Origin of the sequence: Pseudomonas sp. SJZ079 (assembly GCF_007993865.1) — a bacterium.
Taxonomy (GTDB): Bacteria; Pseudomonadota; Gammaproteobacteria; order Pseudomonadales; family Pseudomonadaceae; genus Aquipseudomonas.
Genome location: NZ_VIUH01000001.1, coordinates 261440 through 278647 on the forward strand (window position 1 = coordinate 261440; position 17208 = coordinate 278647).

21 protein-coding genes are annotated in these 17208 nt (G+C 60.9%); 11 read left to right on the forward strand and 10 right to left on the reverse strand.

Going from position 1 to position 17208, the window contains the following annotated elements; all coding sequences use genetic code 11:
* Positions 1 to 915 precede the first annotated feature (915 nt).
* The 3 genes from FBY03_RS01165 (at position 916) to FBY03_RS01180 (ending at position 3209) form a co-directional block, all read left to right on the forward strand.
* Positions 916 to 1617, forward strand: a complete 702-nt coding sequence (locus FBY03_RS01165; RefSeq protein WP_147170362.1) for a phospholipase D family protein — start codon at positions 916 to 918, stop codon at positions 1615 to 1617.
* Between the two features lie 322 nt (positions 1618 to 1939).
* A complete protein-coding gene (locus tag FBY03_RS01170) occupies positions 1940 to 2476 on the forward strand; it encodes a transposase (protein ID WP_147170363.1) in 537 nt (178 codons plus the stop codon).
* A gap of 385 nt (positions 2477 to 2861) precedes the next feature.
* Positions 2862 to 3209 carry a hypothetical protein gene (locus tag FBY03_RS01180; RefSeq protein WP_178090519.1) on the forward strand — a complete coding sequence of 116 codons (348 nt, stop codon included), beginning with the start codon at positions 2862 to 2864 and terminating at the stop codon, positions 3207 to 3209.
* 341 nt (positions 3210 to 3550) lie between these two features.
* Here the strand turns inward: FBY03_RS01180 and FBY03_RS01185 are convergent, their stop codons facing one another.
* Together FBY03_RS01185 and FBY03_RS01190 are read right to left on the reverse strand one after the other, a co-directional pair.
* Positions 3551 to 3997: a hypothetical protein gene (locus FBY03_RS01185; protein WP_256677815.1), complete on the reverse strand. Its 447-nt coding sequence runs from the start codon at positions 3995 to 3997 to the stop codon at positions 3551 to 3553.
* Positions 3998 to 4227: 230 nt separating this feature from the next.
* The gene (locus FBY03_RS01190) at positions 4228 to 4647 is read right to left on the reverse strand and encodes a group II truncated hemoglobin (RefSeq protein ID WP_147170365.1); all 420 of its coding nucleotides are present in this window, start codon (positions 4645 to 4647) and stop codon (positions 4228 to 4230) included.
* Positions 4648 to 4966: 319 nt separating this feature from the next.
* Here FBY03_RS01190 and FBY03_RS01195 point away from each other — a divergent pair, with 319 nt between their 5' ends.
* Positions 4967 to 5485: a phage infection protein gene (locus tag FBY03_RS01195; protein ID WP_147170366.1), complete on the forward strand. Its 519-nt coding sequence runs from the start codon at positions 4967 to 4969 to the stop codon at positions 5483 to 5485.
* Between the two features lie 361 nt (positions 5486 to 5846).
* Here FBY03_RS01195 and FBY03_RS01200 read toward each other — a convergent pair whose 3' ends face one another.
* Together FBY03_RS01200 and FBY03_RS01205 are read right to left on the reverse strand one after the other, a co-directional pair.
* The gene (locus FBY03_RS01200) at positions 5847 to 6698 is read right to left on the reverse strand and encodes a CAP domain-containing protein (RefSeq protein ID WP_147170367.1); all 852 of its coding nucleotides are present in this window, start codon (positions 6696 to 6698) and stop codon (positions 5847 to 5849) included.
* A gap of 177 nt (positions 6699 to 6875) precedes the next feature.
* Complete coding sequence (locus FBY03_RS01205; protein WP_147170368.1) at positions 6876 to 7916, reverse strand: sterol desaturase family protein; 1041 nt, start codon at positions 7914 to 7916, stop codon at positions 6876 to 6878.
* A gap of 420 nt (positions 7917 to 8336) precedes the next feature.
* Here FBY03_RS01205 and FBY03_RS01210 point away from each other — a divergent pair, with 420 nt between their 5' ends.
* Entirely contained in the window at positions 8337 to 8885 is a 549-nt protein-coding gene (locus tag FBY03_RS01210; protein ID WP_147170569.1) for a hypothetical protein, read from the forward strand.
* 40 nt (positions 8886 to 8925) lie between these two features.
* Here the strand turns inward: FBY03_RS01210 and FBY03_RS01215 are convergent, their stop codons facing one another.
* Complete coding sequence (locus tag FBY03_RS01215) at positions 8926 to 9555, reverse strand: hypothetical protein (protein WP_147170369.1); 630 nt, start codon at positions 9553 to 9555, stop codon at positions 8926 to 8928.
* 337 nt (positions 9556 to 9892) lie between these two features.
* Between FBY03_RS01215 and FBY03_RS01220 the strand changes: the two genes are divergently transcribed.
* Together FBY03_RS01220 and FBY03_RS01225 are read left to right on the forward strand one after the other, a co-directional pair.
* On the forward strand, positions 9893 to 10192 hold the full coding sequence (locus FBY03_RS01220; RefSeq protein ID WP_147170370.1) for a hypothetical protein: 300 nt from the start codon (positions 9893 to 9895) through the stop codon (positions 10190 to 10192).
* A gap of 161 nt (positions 10193 to 10353) precedes the next feature.
* Positions 10354 to 10848: a PaaI family thioesterase gene (locus tag FBY03_RS01225; RefSeq protein ID WP_147170371.1), complete on the forward strand. Its 495-nt coding sequence runs from the start codon at positions 10354 to 10356 to the stop codon at positions 10846 to 10848.
* Positions 10849 to 10954: 106 nt separating this feature from the next.
* Here FBY03_RS01225 and FBY03_RS01230 read toward each other — a convergent pair whose 3' ends face one another.
* Positions 10955 to 11194 carry a hypothetical protein gene (locus FBY03_RS01230; protein ID WP_147170372.1) on the reverse strand — a complete coding sequence of 80 codons (240 nt, stop codon included), beginning with the start codon at positions 11192 to 11194 and terminating at the stop codon, positions 10955 to 10957.
* Between the two features lie 89 nt (positions 11195 to 11283).
* Positions 11284 to 11625 carry a hypothetical protein gene (locus tag FBY03_RS01235; protein WP_147170373.1) on the reverse strand — a complete coding sequence of 114 codons (342 nt, stop codon included), beginning with the start codon at positions 11623 to 11625 and terminating at the stop codon, positions 11284 to 11286.
* A gap of 288 nt (positions 11626 to 11913) precedes the next feature.
* Here FBY03_RS01235 and FBY03_RS01240 point away from each other — a divergent pair, with 288 nt between their 5' ends.
* Both FBY03_RS01240 and FBY03_RS01245 read left to right on the forward strand, forming a co-directional pair.
* A complete protein-coding gene (locus FBY03_RS01240; RefSeq protein ID WP_147170374.1) occupies positions 11914 to 12195 on the forward strand; it encodes a peptidylprolyl isomerase in 282 nt (93 codons plus the stop codon).
* Between the two features lie 423 nt (positions 12196 to 12618).
* A complete protein-coding gene (locus FBY03_RS01245; protein WP_178090520.1) occupies positions 12619 to 12918 on the forward strand; it encodes a DUF3303 domain-containing protein in 300 nt (99 codons plus the stop codon).
* A gap of 110 nt (positions 12919 to 13028) precedes the next feature.
* Here the strand turns inward: FBY03_RS01245 and FBY03_RS01250 are convergent, their stop codons facing one another.
* Positions 13029 to 13460 (reverse strand): universal stress protein, encoded by a 432-nt coding sequence (locus tag FBY03_RS01250; RefSeq protein WP_147170376.1) that lies wholly within the window; start codon positions 13458 to 13460, stop codon positions 13029 to 13031.
* A gap of 217 nt (positions 13461 to 13677) precedes the next feature.
* Between FBY03_RS01250 and FBY03_RS01255 the strand changes: the two genes are divergently transcribed.
* Positions 13678 to 13953, forward strand: a complete 276-nt coding sequence (locus FBY03_RS01255; RefSeq protein WP_147170377.1) for a hypothetical protein — start codon at positions 13678 to 13680, stop codon at positions 13951 to 13953.
* 179 nt (positions 13954 to 14132) lie between these two features.
* Here FBY03_RS01255 and FBY03_RS01260 read toward each other — a convergent pair whose 3' ends face one another.
* Both FBY03_RS01260 and FBY03_RS01265 read right to left on the reverse strand, forming a co-directional pair.
* Positions 14133 to 15086, reverse strand: a complete 954-nt coding sequence (locus FBY03_RS01260) for a 1-phosphofructokinase family hexose kinase (RefSeq protein WP_147170378.1) — start codon at positions 15084 to 15086, stop codon at positions 14133 to 14135.
* 406 nt (positions 15087 to 15492) lie between these two features.
* Positions 15493 to 15924 (reverse strand): universal stress protein, encoded by a 432-nt coding sequence (locus FBY03_RS01265; RefSeq protein WP_147170379.1) that lies wholly within the window; start codon positions 15922 to 15924, stop codon positions 15493 to 15495.
* A 470-nt stretch (positions 15925 to 16394) separates the two neighbouring features.
* Here FBY03_RS01265 and FBY03_RS01270 point away from each other — a divergent pair, with 470 nt between their 5' ends.
* Positions 16395 to 17096 carry a YebC/PmpR family DNA-binding transcriptional regulator gene (locus FBY03_RS01270; RefSeq protein ID WP_147170380.1) on the forward strand — a complete coding sequence of 234 codons (702 nt, stop codon included), beginning with the start codon at positions 16395 to 16397 and terminating at the stop codon, positions 17094 to 17096.
* Positions 17097 to 17208: the final 112 nt, after the last annotated feature.

Sequence of the window (17208 nt, forward strand, 5' to 3'; positions counted from 1 at the left end):
TCGTTCCTCGTTTGGCATCCATGCCAAACGCCCCTCTCCACAGCACCTCCACTCGGCCTCCTGACGGGATTCGGGGACCGCGGTGTTTGGACGATATGTGGAAGACAGAGCGAAAGGCAAAGCAGAACAACGGCAGAAGCATCGCGGCCGAGGCCGCTCCTACAGGATCAGTGAACATTGATCGTTCCCACGCTCCGCGTGGGAACGCAGCTCTCGATGCTCTGCGTCCACCCATCAGATCGTTCCCACGCTCCGCGTGGGAATGCAGCCTCCGACGCTCCAGCGTCAACCTACTAGAAACTCAAGTGGCGAGGCAGCGCCGCAGTCCAGCCTCCTGCGCGAAACATTGATCGAGGTCGGCGGTGAGATTCAGGATGCGTGAGGCGGAGCGTCACTGGCTGCGTTCCCACGCAGAGCGTGGGTACGATCAAACGGAAGTTGTGCGTCTGCTTTGGATTACCGACCAACCAATCTCACAGACGACGCCAACCGCCCCATCAGGAGGCCGAGTGGAATCGTTGTGGAAGGGGTTGAGCGGCATGGATGCCGCGAGAGCCGTGATGCGCCAGGGATGGCCCTTCGCGGCGTGCCCCTGGAGCAATGATGGAACGAGGGAAGTCTCGCGCAGCGAGACCCGGATGCCAGGGGCAAGACTTTTTGGTTACTTTTGGGGCGACTGCCAAAAGTGACCCGCCGTAAGGGCGGAACCGTTAGATACGTCGATACACAAGCTGCGGATACACGCTGGCGACCTGTACACGTCAGCTTTGTCGAAACCTGCCAGGGATTCACCCAATAAGGCGTTCAAACGCAAACCGTTCCAGCAGCACACACTAGCCAAATGCTTTGTCGATCCGCCCTGCTCGCTTAGACTCCACCCCTCTAGTGTGCAGCCCAGAAGCCCAAGGAAGACCCATGGCTAAATTCCTCAACACCAGTGCCACCAATTACTACTTGGAAGAGATGATCAAAACGGCAAAAGATCGCCTAATCCTGATCAGCCCTTTTCTGAGGCTGAACGACCGTGTCAAAGAGCTTCTGGAAGATAAGAATCGACTGAAAATTGATGTGCGCATCGTGTATGGCAAGAGTGAATTACAGCCCGAAGAAGTCAACTGGCTCAAAGGCCTAACCTACATCCGCACCAGCTTTTGCAAGAATCTACATGCCAAGTGCTACCTCAACGAGGAGTTCTGCATCATCACCAGCCTGAACCTCTACGAGTTCAGCCAGGTCAACAACAACGAAATGGGCGTTTTGATCAACCGTGGCGAAGATGCCGAACTCTATAAAGATGCGTATGAAGAAGCCCAGCGCATCATCCGCATCAGCGATGAGGTACGCATCTCACTGGAGGTTGTTTCCAAGGAAAGCGACGGCGACAGCAACAAAGTTGAAAGCGATGACAGTGTCGAAAAACTGACCAGTTCCAAGCTGGCGCAAAAAATAGGGCTCAAGACCAACGAACTGCTGGATAAGTTGATCACAGAGCAATATCTCGAAGTACGAGACAGCAAAAATTACCTGACCGATAAAGGCAAAACTGCAGGCGGCGAGTTCCGCATGAGTCCGAAATTCGGCCCCTACTTCCTGTGGCCAACAGAGTTTCGTCCGTAAGCAAAATTAGCTGGATTGAGCAAAGAGATGCCCATCAAGCCAAGCGTCAGACGACGCCTAGCCACTGAAAACAGCGCATTCGCAGACGCCAGCGAATGCCCTATCAGGAAGCCGAACGCAATCATTGCGGCGAGGGTTGATCAGATCGTTCCCACGCTCCGCGTGGGAATGCAGCCTTCGACGCTCCAGCGTCCACCTACCCGCAACTCGCGTGGCGACGCAGAGCGCCGCGGGCTAGGCTCCTAGGCGAAGCGCGGGAGCCATCGCAGATAGAGAAACCGCCCTACTCCTTCCACAACCAGCCGATTCAAGGAAGAATCCAATGGGTCGCAGCCGCTACGTCATCACCGAACCTGAAAAGCCACACTTTCTCACCTGCACAGTGCTGGAGTGGCTACCGCTATTCACCCGCCCCGCCCTGGTCGAAATCCTGCTCGACTGCTGGCGCTATCAACAGGCAAACCAAGGCTTGCGCCTCTACGGATATGTCGTACTGGAAAACCACCTGCACTTCGTCGCCCAGGCACCTGACCTGGGCAAATGCGTCAGTGGATTCAAGTCATTCACGGCACGCCAGATCATTGATCACCTGCAAGCCCGAGGCGCAGAAAGTTTGTTGGAACGACTGCGCTTCGCCAAACGTGCGCACAAGGACGACCGTGTGCACCAACTCTGGCAGGAGGGTTCACATGCGGAACTGGTTTACAGCTCAAAGGTGATGCGGGAAAAGCTCGACTACATCCACCACAACCCACTCAAACGGGGCTACGTGGATCGAGCGGAACACTGGCGTTACTCCAGCGCCAGGAACTACGCGGGGCAGGCAGGACTGATCGAGGTCGACCGGTGCGATGCGTGACGCGGAGCGTCACTGGCTGCATTCCCACGCGGAGCGTGGGAACGATCAATACGGGGATCGAGCGGAGCATTGGCGTTACTCCAGTGCCCGAAACTACGCGGGGCAGGCAGGATTGATTGAGGTCGACCGGAGCGATGCGTGACGCGGAGCGCCACTGGCTGCGTTCCCACGCAGCGCCTGGGTACGATCGGAAGTGACCCGCCGTACGGGCGGAACCGTTAGACCGGGCAATAGCGATTGCGACGGATGTACGCCAAACACAGCACCGCAGGATGGGTTAAGCGCAGCGATACCCTTCAACCTGTCAGCTGACCCGCCCTCCCCGCCTAAGCTACATTTCCTGTACGTCCTTGCCGCAATGGCATAACCGTGCCGGCGGCAAAGGGTGCCCAATCCAACTGCCCGCACAACGGGAGTAACCATGCCAACGTCCAGTACTTTTTATCTATGGTTACACCGTCATCTATTGGTTAGCTTCCTGCTTATGACGGCGAGTTTTCTGACTTTTGGCTACCTCACTATCGACCTGGTGCAGTTACTCAGCAGCAATGCAGCCTTTATCGTCAGGCATGGCTGGCTGGCGCTGATGAGCGGCGGTTTACTGCAGTTTGGCGAACTAACGCTGATCGCGCTGCTGGCCATGGCCTGCTACCTGCTCTTCAGGTTGTGTGAGCAAGCGTTATTGCATCGACTGTCGAGCAGCGCTCGCGCAATACCTCGCAGGCTGGGTTGAGCGCAGCGAGCCCCATCACCAAGCCTGGTCACAATCGGGGACAGACCACGGTTTGCGTTGGTCCACAGCCTGGTGTTTTAGCCACTTGGTAGCCGCAGCCTCTTTACTGTCATTAACTGAGCCTTTTGCCCTTACGCCGAGTCACTTGATTCGCTGAGCTCACCTTCGGGCCAGCCTGCGGCAGCTACTCCGCAATGCGCCATATTGCTCGACTCACGCAGAAACCAACCAAAGAACATCACACCCGGATGGCGGGCTAACACTTTGGGATTCCGTTTTGGGGCAATGGCAAATGGAAGACGCCGTATAGGCGCGCCAGACAGCCGACTCGCCGCGCGGGTTTAACCGTTACCTGTCTGTTCAATCCGCTCAGCACGCTCGGTTGGCGGCAAGTTCGGAGTCGAGTTGAGCGTCAGCCAGACAGCCCGCAGAATGTTGATCGCTGCCATGCTCAAGTGTTGTTCGGCGGCGCGCAGGGCCAGTTCGGCCGCCACGCGTTTGTCGGCAGCGCTCAGATGCGCCGCTTTGTGGGTCATCTCCGCATCAACGCTGGCCAACAGTCCCTGGAGTTCCTGCACCGCCTGATCCGATGCCGCACGCATATCCGCCAGCAGGCGGCTGGTTTCAGCAGGCGTCATGGCCAAGGCGCGGACGCTACGAAACGTCAGCCTGGCGGGCAACGTGGCCAAACTAAAACCGGTCGAAAGTAGCTTGCCAATCATGCCAATAACTCCTGTTAAAGAGTGCATCCCAAACTGCTTCAGCAGCGTAGCAGAGTAGATCGTCAAAATAGCCTGCCCAGCGCCTGCCAGAATGAGGTCGCCTGCGCTCGAACTTTCCCTCTGGGCAGCCTCATCCTTTCGCTAACCGCTCAAAGGATGCACAGAGCGCAGCGATACCCATCAAACGAACATCCAGCAACCGCATGGGTATCGCGCCGCTCCATCCATCCTACCGAGCGACATAAACGGGCAAAGCGTCGAAGGCCAAAGCGGCCAGATCTCTCATCAATCCCGAACTAAACGCCGTGCCGATTGTGACTGGCCTGGACAATGCGCTGGGCCGGCACCCGCAGCTGAGTCAACAGGTACTCGGCGAACTCTGGGGTGTAGCCCTGCAACTCAATCGCCTTCGCCATGCAATGCAACCAGGCATCGCTGCCGGCTTGGTCGATTGGCCACTGGGCGTGGAAGGCTGGAATCGAGATGGCGCCGTACTTCTCGCTGAACAGACGCGGGCCGCCCAGCCAGCCGCTGAGGAAGCAGGCCAGCTTGTCCCGGGCCGCATCCAGGCTCTGCGGATGCATGCGCCGCAACGCGGCTGCCTCCGGCAACTGGTCCATCAACCGGTAGAAATCATCGACCAGGCGACGCAGGCCATCGATGCCCCCTGCGGCCTGGTAAGAGGCGTCACCCACGCCGAAAGGCGGATTGTTCATGGCAAAGCTTCCTGGGTAAAAACCACAGAGTACAAGGCGGCCGGACCTGGCCTGTCAACCGGACTCATCGGATGAGTTAGTCGACGCTATGACCAGGACGTTTGGCAAGCTCCGGGCGCAACCGCCTGCGCGCGCTTCGCGGCAGGGGCTTGCGCGTCGTATCGACAATGGCCGTGATCCCCTCGCCTGCCAACCGACGTCATGCTCGAAGCGCTATTGCTGGCATCGATATTTACCATCAGGCCAATGAAGTTCTCTTAAAAAACCTCGGGCGTACCATCTGCTCCGTACCCAACCAATACCCCCGGAGCACACCACCATGAAACGCCAACTCATCCTCAGCTTTGCTTTCTCAGTACTGGCCGCCAACGTTTTCGCTGCCTCCTCCGCTCAACCAGTTGTCGCCGAAGGCGGTTCGGATCGCCTGATCGAAAACCGCATTGCCGAAGGTGGCTCCGATCGTCTGATCGAGAATCGCGTCGCCGAAGGTGGCTCCGATCGTCTGATCGAAAATCGCGTCGCCGAAGGTGGCTCGGATCGCCTGATCGAGAATCGCATCGCCGAGGGTGGTTCGGATCGTCTGATCGAGAACCGCGTCGCCGAGGGTGGCTCCGATCGCCTGATCGAGAACCGCATCGCCGAAGGTGGCTCCGATCGTCTGATCGAAAACCGCGTCGCCGAAGGTGGCTCCGATCGTCTGATCGGAAATCGCGTCGCCGAAGGTGGCTCGGATCGCCTGATCGAGAACCGCGTCGCCGAAGGTGGTTCGGATCGTCTGATCGAAAACCGCGTCGCCGAAGGTGGTTCGGATCGCCTGATCGAAAACCGCGTTGCCTAAGGTAGCTCCGACTGTCTGATCGAGAATTCCGTATGACTGAATCGGAACTGCTGCCAGAAATAAGCCGGCCCAATCAGCCGGCTTTTTTTTGCCTGTCGATTCTGAACGACAAGAGGAGCAACAGGGGACGGAACAACAGGGAACAGACCACAATTGTCCGTTTGAGCACAGTGGGCCGGCTGAGCGCTGCTTGCAGATATCCAATCTCTTCCCGCACCTGCAACCGAGTCTCTCTGCCTAGCCGATAGTTGCCGCCGTGGATGATTACCTGGCATTCCTCCGCGCTCGATTCCGCCAGCAACTAGTCCGAATATTCGCGCGATGGAAAACGCTTCGCGGTTTCCACCCGCCGAATCAACCCTCAGGGCGCGCCAAACAGCGCCGTCCAGTAAATCCCCGCATCGCTCTTGGGGTCGGTCGCATAGGCGGCGCCCAGCTCGCTGAACTGCGGGTTCATCAGGTTGGCGCAATGACCGGGACTGGATAGCCAGCCATCGACCACCTGGCGCGTGGCATCCAGCCCGGCGGCGATGTTCTCGCCGATCTGCCGACCGCTGTAGCCGGCCAGTTCCGCCCGGTCGCCCGGGGTACGGCCATCACGGTCTTGGTGGGCGAAGAAGTTGCCGTTGGCCATGGCCCGACTATGGGTTTCGGCGGCCGCGCCCAGCGTGGCGTTCCACGCCAGTGGCGCCGCCGCGGCGAACGATTGGCCGCCGCACTGGTGCGGTTGTGCACGCACGGCGTTGACCTGTTCGAGCAGCTTCTGCCCTTCTGCCTGCCAGTCGCCCAGGCGCCCGCCCAGCAGCGGCCGCGCCAGCACGATGCGCCAGTCGCGCTCCAGCCGGTTTACGCCGATGTCGACGAACTGCGGGTCCAGCAAAACCTGGCAGAAGCTCTCCTGCAGCACCTTCATCGCCGCAGGCGCATCGCGCGGCCCGGACAGGCTGATGGCCTGCACGTTGACCATGGGATAGGCGGTGCGCGCCAGCGCCTGCTGCAGGTCGCCGCCACCGCCGGTGGGCAGCACCAGGCGCGGGTCGGCCGTCAGCGGCGGCAGCTCCTCGGAGGCTTGCTCCGCGCAGCGCTGCACTTGGCTGCGATAGGCGTTGATCGACTCGACCAGCCGCGCCTCCTCGGCCGCGCTGGCGGCGACGGCGAAGGCCAGCCCCAGCGAGCACGCGGTGAAACGCAGAACGGATGACCTGACATACATGGCAACTTCCCTCGACCTGAGTGCACCCATGATGAGCCAAAAGCACTGGCGTCATTTAATACCCGACCAACAAGGCGGCTCGAGCAACGACACATCTTCACCGTAGTGGCTCTGTCCTGTACAGCAGACGCCGGATGCACCGCGCAGCGCCGGCAAGCGGCAGGCCGCCAGCGCTCACTACGAATAGGAGGTTTCGGTAGATTCAGGCGCAACTGCCTGCGCGCGCGCGGCCGGGAAAAGCTGGCGGGCGGTGTCGACGAAGGGCGTGACGATCAGGCCGTAGAGCGTCAGGTAGCGATGAGCATCCTGCTCGGCGGTGCCGAAGCTGATGGCTTCCGGCGTCGAGCGGGTGACGTAGAGCGTGCCGAACATCCAGTCCCACAGTGACAGGTTGGTGCCGAAGTTCTTGTGAAAGTGCCGGGGCGCGTCGCTGTGGTGGATCTGGTGCTGGGCAGGGCTGTTCAGCACATGCTCGATCACTGGCCCGAACGACAGCCACACATGGCTATGGCGCAGGTTGGCCGCCAGGGCGCTACAGATGAACACCAGATAGGTCACGCCGAACAGGGTGTAACGGCTGATCTCCCCGCCGCAGGCGTACCAGAAGGCACCGGCGTAGGCGCCGAGGCTAACGGCGCTGGCCAGTTTGCCAACCAGCTTCTCCACGAAGTGCACCCGGCTCGCGGTCACCGGCACCAGCACAGGCGCCGAGTGATGGACCTTGTGGAACGCCCACAGCCAGCGGCTATGAAAGGCCCGATGGACCCAGTAATGGGTGAAATCGCTGACCAGAAACACGCCCAGCCCGTAGAGCAGGGACAGCGAGAGGTTCTGCCCCAGTTGCGGGCGCGCGCCCCACAGGTTGCTGAAGAAGGCCATATAATCGGCGCCGCGCAGGATATGCGGGTCGACCAGGGCGACGATGGGCAGCACCAGGGCAACTTTGAGGATGGCCCGCACGAAATAGTAGCGATAATCCAGCAATGCCGAGCGATGGAAATTGACCCGGCTGCCGCCGATGAACTGCCAGAACGAGCGTGCGTCGGTCAGCCCGCGCTGCCGCCTGAAGCGGAACAGGCCGTAGGCGACGGCGTAGGACACGCCGAGAAACAGCACGCCGAAGCGCCCATTGAGATCGAAAATACCGGAAAACTGCGCGATGACCGGCTCGATCGCCAGTTCGCTCAGGTGGTCATGAATAGTAGAGAGAACACCCACAGCAGGCCGGCCCCGGTGAAAAGGCGCGAATTATAAATAAAATCGTAATCGTTCGCTAATACGAATACATATCGACAAATCCAACCTAGCCTCTCCAGTCGCCCCCCCTGAGGGGGCTGGAGAGCACATCGATTGGGCGAGCGTTGGACGACAGGGGAGAAAGGCGAAAGTTAAGCACTCGGCGGATGGGTTGAGCGCGGCGATAGCCATCGAGGTGCAGGGCCGCACACCAAGAATGGGTATCCAAACGTGGGTTCGAATTAGTCTAGGGGCAACGCTTTCGGTCCACCAATTGACCGGGATACCACAGTGGAAAACGACTCAAGGTTGTCCTCTTTTCTGGCCATTGAGGTCTCTACGGCGCGCGCCATCACTGTGCTAGCATCGCATCCCCACTACTTCCTAGCCGAAAGGATTCACATGCTAAAGCGCTTTACTTTTCTCGCCATAACCGCCCTGATCCTTCAGGGATGCGGCATCGCCATGCCGCGCTACGAAGCAAACTTCGATAACGTGCAGGTGCTGAAAAACCAGGCTCCACTGGCCAAGCTCAACTCGCCTGCAGTCGTGGCTGACGCTGGGCAGGACTCGATTGTCGCCCGCGCCAACCCTATCCGCAGTCCGGAAGGCTCAATTAGCAAGCATGTACAGAAAGCGCTGGAAGACGAATTGCGCCTGGCCGGCTTGCTGGACGCATCGGCCTCGCGCCATCTGGACGTAAATCTGCGCCAGAGCAAACTGGATGCCCCGATCGGCACCGGTAGCGGTGCGATCAGCGCAGACTTCAACCTACGTGAAGGCGAGCGCTCCCTCTATAGCAGCAGCAAGACAGTCACCAGTACGTGGGATAGCAGCTTCGTCGGCGCCATTGCGATCCCGGCGGCGGCCAATGCTTTCAACCCGCTGGTGCGCAAGCTGTTAGCCGAGCTGTATCAAGACCCGGCCTTCATAAACGCGATGCAGCAATAAGCGCTGAAATTGGCGCGCTACTCAGGCGCGCCGAACCCACTTAGCCACGCAGCGGCACTTGCCCTTGCGCGTACTTCAGAACCTGCTGATCGACCATTTGCTTGAGCAAGGCGTTGAGCTGGCGACGAAAGCTGTCGTTGATCGCCTCCTCTGGCGTGTACGCCATCATCGGGATGAAAATCAGCCCCATCCATGTGCGCACCGAATCATTGTTCTGCCCAGTCGAAACCGGTTGATTCTGGGCGTCCATGACCTGCAGGGTCATGGTGTACTCATCTTTTGCGGTGGCCGGTATCACCATGAAGGTGAAGCCAGAGATCATACCGCTCACCATGGCCGCGCCTGCAGAGCCGCTGTTGTAGACATTCAGTTTGAGTGTGTAATCGCCCGGCTGCTTCTGAAACTCATCGAGCGTGTAGCGGCTGAAAAGTCCGGAATCGCGCAGAGAAGCCTCGAGTTGCGGCTTAAGCGCGTCCTTGGCTTGCGGCACTTCGACAGCGTTGGTATCGCCCGCCTTGCCTTGATAAAAGGTGAAATCGACAAACACACTGGGGCGCTGCTGGTAGCTGGCCATGGATGGCAAGGTGGTTTCTGGAACCTGGTCTCCCGGGAAGCTGGCGCAGCCGGCCAGAGTAAAAGCCAGAGCCATTCCCAACATCTTCAACTTCATTTTTTGATCGTCCTTGTTTACTGAGGAATTCCGCCGCTCTGGTCAGTGCCGGCGCGACGGCCGCAACACTCTATGCAAAGCTCGTAATGATGGCAATTTGCCTACACCCTTAACAAGGTCACGCTAAAGGGTAAGCCGACTCGCACAGCTGCACTTCGTTGCCTTCGAGGCGGTAGCGCTAAAAACCAAATCGGAAGCTTCGCGGCCAGGGCCGCTCCCACAGGTCTGACCGCGTCCACACTCGAACGAGGCAGCGATCCACCCGGCGGCAACGGAACCTTCGCGAGATTCCCGAGACTAATCCTCACCCTTTCTTTCCTAGTCGGAATCCCCTGCCATGCGCACTCTCGCCCGCCTGCTCCTGCTGAGCGCCGCTGCCCTGTCCTTGTCGGCCTGCTTCAACGACGCGCCACCCAACGACCAGAGCAGTCTATGCACCTACAACACCGACCCCCAGGCGGAGCGCTGCAAGGCCGGGCAGATGGCCTGGTTCCGCCCGGATCAAGGCCAGCCCATCAGCGAGCAGATGGCCCTGAGCGTGGCCGCGGCCTATTGCGACTTCAATTATCAGGTGATGGCCAACAAAGCCGGCGTGCTCTGCGTGTTCACCGATAAACGCCTGGATGTGGTCAAGTAACGGCCACGCGGGCCTCCTCGCCGAACATTCGCAACCAGGCATAACCCGGCCCGCAACAGAGGCCGGGTTTATCAACCTGAGCAAACGCCGTAAGCCCCCGATTCAGTTCCTCGGCGAAAGTCGCTAGGCTGGAGGGCCATTCCCCAGGACAAGGCACCAGCATGCACCACGCCCCTCTTCAAGATCTGGCCGCACCGGAAGGTGTCTGTTATGGCTGTGGCGGCCGCAACCCGCACGGGCTGCACGTCAAGAGCTACTGGCATGAAGACGGCGTGCACGTGATGGCCGAGCACCTACCCGATGCCAAGTACTGCGGCTGGCCGGACCTGGTCTACGGCGGGCTGATCGCCATGCTGGTGGATTGCCATTCGAACTGGACGGCCATGGCCTACCACTACCGCGCGGAAAACCGCGCAGCAGGCAGCCTGCCGCGCATCGACTGCGTCACCGGCAACCTCGGTATCAAGTTCATCAAGCCGACGCCAATGGGCGTGCCCCTGACTCTGCGTGCCAGGGTCGACGGCGAGGTCGGGCGCAAGACTCGGGTGATCTGCGAGGTGTATGCCGGCGACGTGCTCACCGCCATCGGCGATTCGACTTTCGTGCGCGTCGACACCGAGCAGCTGCGGGCCGCCGCCCATGGCCGCGAAGCCTGAGGCATTCCCACCTGACATAGGCGCCGGGTCCACGGCTCTTTGCGCCGGGCGGTGCATGCCAAGCCTCGTCTGCTGCCACGGCAGACCGACAGCTGATTTCGCCCCGTTAGGCCTTCGCAGCGTGACCTTGGATGCTGTGCACGGCTACCGAAAGACGCTGCCTGACCCGTTCAACCAGCTGCGGGTCGGTTAGTTCCGGTCGCCCGCAGTCGAACGGTGGTTGCGGTACGTACTCGAGCAACAGCTGAATCTCCTCTGCCTCTGTCCGCCCCCGCAGCGTCGCGGCGACCCCCAGGGCAAAGTCGATGTTCTCGCCGATCCGTCGCCACGCATAACCCTCGCGCATAGCGCGCCTCCCCACCAGGCTGCCGTGCTGCGCCGTGCGACTGAAGAGGAAGGCCTGCCGCCTGATCAATACAGTCGAATGCTGCGCGGCTACCCCAGCTGATCGACCATCACCGCGTTGGTATACACCAGGCTGCCGTCGCTCGCCCGATGCCCAACCAGATGGAACTGGCCACGCTGGTCGCCTTTGCTCAGGTAGACGCGCAATTGGCAATCGGATAAGGCGCCGCACTGCTCCGGCGTGACCAGTTCCAGCGTGCTCATATCGACATCGACCATCACTTCGGGCTCATGGGTTTCCTGCAGGCGCTCCTCGGCCTGTTCCAGACGCAAATGGTCGGCCTCATTGACGCGAAAGTGGATTTCTCCGATCGGAGTGGACTTCTGGTCGCCGCTGGCTTTGCACCAGCCTTCGATGGTCAGGGTATTCATAGCGAGACCTCCTGAAGTGGACATCCGGGCACTGTTGCGCCCTCTTCACCCATTTTAGACAACGCACAAGGCGGCGTTAATCCATTGCCCCAGGGGACCCGATTAGAGCGCCGCGAAACCCGCCTCGGTTGAGTGGGGTGAAGAGCGGTCGCTTCAGCACTGCAGGATGAGTTGGCGCACTGGCATCCATGCCGAACAGGGGCCGACCGGCCTGATCCAGCCTGCCAGCATTTGATTAGCCCCCTGTTTGCGGTAGGCTGCGCACCTTATCTGAAAGGAGTAATTCCCATGGCCAAAGCCACTGCCCGTCACATCCTGGTTGCCAGCGAAGCCAAGTGCAACGAACTGAAAGCCGCCATCGAAGCGGGCGCCGATTTCGCCCAGGTTGCTAAAGACAACTCGACCTGCCCGTCCAGCCGTCAAGGTGGCGATCTCGGCTCGTTCGGCCCCGGCCAGATGGTTAAAGAGTTCGACAGCGTGGTGTTCAGCGCCCCGTTGAATGTCGTGCAAGGCCCGGTGAAAACCCAGTTTGGTTACCACCTGCTCGAAGTCACCAGCCGCCAGGACTAAGTTCGAGCGTCCCTGCCAACGAACTTGATCGTGCTCAGCTAACCAGGCTCCTGGGCGCAATACCCTCGCCGAGCGTGGGCACGATCAACTTTGTACTGCACAGGCATAAGCGCCGCCTGTGCGCCCCAGAAAACCAGCAGTAGCACCGCGCCCTGATGTCCGCCGCGACAGGTGGCCACCTCGCGCCAGGCGGTCGACTCGCTCTAGCAATACGCCGAGTGCGCTGGACCATCAGGAGTCCGAGACGCGCCGCCTCACCGGCTACGGACCCGCAGACTCAACTACCTGCCCAGCGGCGATGTGCCGAGATTGCCCTTGGCTATAGTTGTGGAGTGGCGATCTGCGCCACATTCCCGCACCGGTCGTCCTCGCGGCCCGATGTCCTGCAAAGGGACGTTGCTGCACTCCGTTCAGGAGGCTCTTATGTTATTCGCAGTCAGTTACCAGGTTCGCGCCAATGCCACGGAGGAGTCACAAAGCCGTGCGCTCAGGCTGTTCGCCAACTGGACACCACCAGAGGCTTATACATTCAAGGCCCACTACGCCAATGCCGACGGCACGGGTGGCTTGGCGCTGGTCGAAACCGACTCGGCCGCCGCGGCTCTGGAGGTGCATGGCGCGTGGGGACCGTTTTTTGATTTCAAACTGGTGCCTATCGTCGAGATCGACCAAGCCGTGCAAATCGGCTTCGCCAACGTCAAGTGGCGTGAATCTGTGAAATAAATCGGTGAACTAAGTTGCGCATAGCGCGCACAACCGACTCCTGCGGCCTGCCAGCACATGCGAGCAGGCCGCGGGGATACCGGCGCGGCAGTGATGCTTGCCACAGGCCGTCACTTCACCAGCAGCACAGGCACAGGCACTGCATGCACGACTCGAGTGGCCACCGAGCCCAACAGCATGCCGGTGAAACTGCCCAAACCGCGCGTACCCATCACCACAGTGTCGCAACCGAGTTGCTTGCTAGCGATGCCCACCTGCTCAGCCACATTGCCGAGCAGGGCATGGCTTTGGTGGGCAATACCCGCCCCCTTCAGCTGCTCGGCCGGCCATTCAAGCACTTCTCTGGCCTTGGCCAACAGTGACTGCTGCATGTTGTCGATCATTTCATCGTTGACATATTCGCCGTACAGCACGGCCTCGTGCTGCACATTGATCAGGTGTACATCCAGCGTCGCATCATGCATCCGGGCGAAGTCGATCACGTACTGCACCGCCCGTTTCGAGCTATCCGAGCCATCGAATGCCAGCAGTATCTTGCGCATCACCAGTCTCCTTTGCTAATCCTCCATAAGCATAGTTCAGCGTGCTAGCCGACTGCTGGCCGTCAGGTCAGCTCCGCCACCCGCACACTTCCTATAGCCTGCTGGCCTGAAAACCGCTCGAGTCGGGAGCAGCGGCGAGCAATAGCGCTGCGTAATGATGGCAGGCAGGTATACTGCCGCCCCTCTGACCCTCTTCTCGGCGCGCCGCGGACTTTCCATGACTTCCACTCTTTTGCCTGATCACACCCTTGCCGAGCCGGCTGACCAATCGACTGCAGGCGACATCAGCGCTGCAGCCGCAGACACCACCGCCGAGCCGGCCTCGAAGAAAAAGCCAGGCATTCCGGCGTTTACCTTCCCCTTCTCACCTGCCGCGTTCGCCCCGAGCAAGAGCGACGATCAGCCGTGGCACCAGAAGGGCAACAAGTCCGCTCACGAAAAGCGCATCGGCGCGGCGCCCAACGGCACCCGCCGCTCCATGGGTAAGCGCTAAACCTGCCGGTAGATCGCCCGACCTGCAGCCTTCGCGGCTGCTGCGCCCCGCCGATAAGCCACAGCGTTCGCGCCGACTCCAGGTCTGCGCAATCAGGGCCGAGCACGATTTACCGTCTATCTCCGCTGAACATGCCCGCACTCGACATGCCTACGACCCTATGCGGCCCCTAACGGGCATCAATCCGGCGCGCCGCCATTGGGGCGCGCCCGAAGCTGGGCGAACAACCGCTCGGTATCGGCGCGACCACAGAGTTCCGTGCCCTCGGTCATGATCGCCGCGCTACCGGCGGCGATGCCATACTGCGCCGCTTCCAGCCAATCGGCGCCCGCCGCCAGCTTGAGGGTAACGGCACCAAGCAGACTGTCGCCAGCGCCGACAGCGCTGAGTTTGCTCACCCGCGGCGCCGCAATCCGCTCCAGCCGATCAGCGTTGGCCAGCAGGGCGCCCTCGGCGCCGAGCGAGACCAGCAGCGCTTCGCAGCGACCCTCCGCCACCAGGTCACGGGCGATACGGTTGAGCTGCTCCGGTTCACGAATTGCGACGCCGGCCAGCGCAGCCAACTCGTTGAGGTTGGGCTTGATCAGCAACAGACCGCCAACGTCCAGGCCCTGACGTAGCGTCGCGCCGGCACTGTCGAGGATGCAGCGCGCGTTACGCTGTTTGGCGCAGCGCAGCAGGCGCGGCAGAAAATCCGCGGCGAGGCCGGCCGGCATGCTGCCGCTGATCACCAGGTAGTCGAAGGCTGGCAGCTCGGCCAATGCCGTCAGCAGCTGCGCCTGCTCCGCCACGCTCAGGCTGGCGCCGGGCATGACGAAGCGGTACTGCCGGGCGCTAGCCTGCTCCACGATATTCAGGCATTCGCGGGTCCACTCGGCGATTGGCAACGCCTGGCATGCCACCCCCTCGGCCGCGAGCAACTCGACCAGGCGCTGGCCACTCGGGCCTCCACAGGGGAACAACGCCAGGGCGCTGCCACCGAGTTTGTGGATGGCGCGCGCAACATTGATGCCGCCCCCGCCCGGCGCGTAGCTCGGCTTGTCGCAGCGCAACTTGGCATCCGGGCAGAGGCGTGGAATACAGCTGGCGATATTGAGTGCCGGGCTGAGGGTCAGGGTGACGATGTTGGCCATGCAAACACCTCCGAGGCAGGCCTCTAAAGGGTCGGTCTTATTTATAACTAAAGCCAATGCAGGGCAGACGCGCTGGCTGCGGATGGTTCGGGAGCGATGAATCAGCCGAGGCGACTAGCCTGCGCGCCGAACAGCTCATCCAACGCTGCATCTATGCGCCGGGCCGGCATGTCCCGTTGCGCAAAGGAGCGTGGCCCATCGACTGGGCCTGCTGTCGTTCGGCCAGACACAGACAGTCGGCCTCTGCGCGCAGTTCGCCGCGCCGTAGGGCTTGCCGCAGAACTCCAGCAAAAACGGGCCGCCACGCCCTTCTGGTTGAAGTTAACCTGCCGCTGTAATGCCGGCTGGGCTCGTCAGCTCATCGCATAGCGGCGAACGAGCCACGACACAAGAGCAGTCCGACCGTTTATTTCACCAACAGCACCGGCACCGGCACTTCGTGGATGACCCGGTTAGCCACCGAGCCCAACAGCAGGCCACTGAGGGTCCCCAGGCCGCGGGTGCCCATTACCACGGTGTCACACTGCAGGTGCTTGACTGCGTCGCTCACCCGCTCGGCCACGTTGCCGAGTGCGGCATGGCTCTTGTGGGCAATACCCGCTTCCTGCAACTCGTCGGCCGGCCATTCGAGCGCCTGGGACGCTGTTTCCAGCAGTGACTGCTGCATTTGCTCGATGAGCTGGCCGCTCACGTGTTCGCCATACAGCGAGGGCTCGCGCTGCACGTTGATCAGGTGCACCTCCAACGTGGCGGCATGCACCTGGGCAAACTCGATGATGTACTCCACGGCACGCTTCGAGCTTTCCGAACCATCGAATGCAAGCAATATTCTGCGCATCACCGTCTCCTCCGCTAACCCACGACAAGCATAGACCGCGCATCGAGCCAGCACCTGACGCCCCCCCGACGGCGACCAACTGTCACAGATGACGGACAGACGACTGATTCAGCGTAAAGCGACCTCAGCGCGCCACTCTGCACTTGGACCAGTGGGCGTTATGCAGGGGCATGGCAGCACGGCCGCTAGTGGCCCGTACGGCAAGTGGGTTAACTCAAGTGCGGATGCTTGAGGGCCCGAGACAAGACGCTGCGAGGAGTCATAGCGAACCATGCCGTACATCCGCTTAGCCGACACGCCGTGTTGTGCCCGGATCATTTGAGGGGTGCCAGCAACGCTGGGGCGGGCTAGAATCTGCGGTCTAATCGATAGGTCAAAACATCGGCGAGCGGTCACCTGGTTGACCAGGAAACGACCGACTCAGCCCGATGACCTCCTCTCCTCCATCCGCACAGTTCAAGAGAGTTCCCATGGGCGCACAGTGGAAAGCCAAACCGAAAGAAGCCGCCGCCAACGCCAGAGGCAAGATTTTTGGCCGACTGGTGAAAGAGATCATGATCGCCGCGCGTAACGGTGCCGATCCGGATATGAACCCCAAGCTGCGCCTGGCCGTGCATCAGGCGAAAAAAGCCTCGATGCCCAAAGACACCCTGGAACGGGCGATCAAGAAAGGCGCCGGGCTGCTGGGTGAGACCGTCAACTTCGAGCGCACCACCTATGAAGGTTTTGCTCCGCACCAGGTGCCGGTGATCATCGAATGCCTCACCGACAACGTCAATCGCACCGTGGCCGAGATCCGCGTGCTGTTTCGTAAAGGCCAGATGGGCGCCTCCGGCTCCGTCACCTGGGACTTTGACCACGTCGGCCTGATCGAGGCCGCCCCCGAAGACGGCGCCGATGCCGAGCTGGCTGCCATCGAAGCCGGCGCCCAGGATTTCGAGCCGTCCGATGAAGGCAACAGCCTGTTTATCACCGAACCGACCGACCTGGACGCGGTATGCCGCGCCCTGCCCGAGCACGGTTTCACTGTACAGTCGGCGCAATTGGGCTACCGTCCGAAGAACCCGGTAGCGACGCTGACGGCCGCGGAGCTGGAAGAAGTCGAGGCATTTCTGGAAGCCATCGACGCCCACGACGACGTGCAGAACGTCTATGTCGGGCTGGCGGGTTAGTGGCGTAGCGTACAGGTACCTGACGCCCACCTGCACAGCGCTGGGGTTACAGTGCTGGAGTAAAAGCGCGGATGCCGAGCGCAGAGCATTCGCACCGTGGGCAACCCCTTGC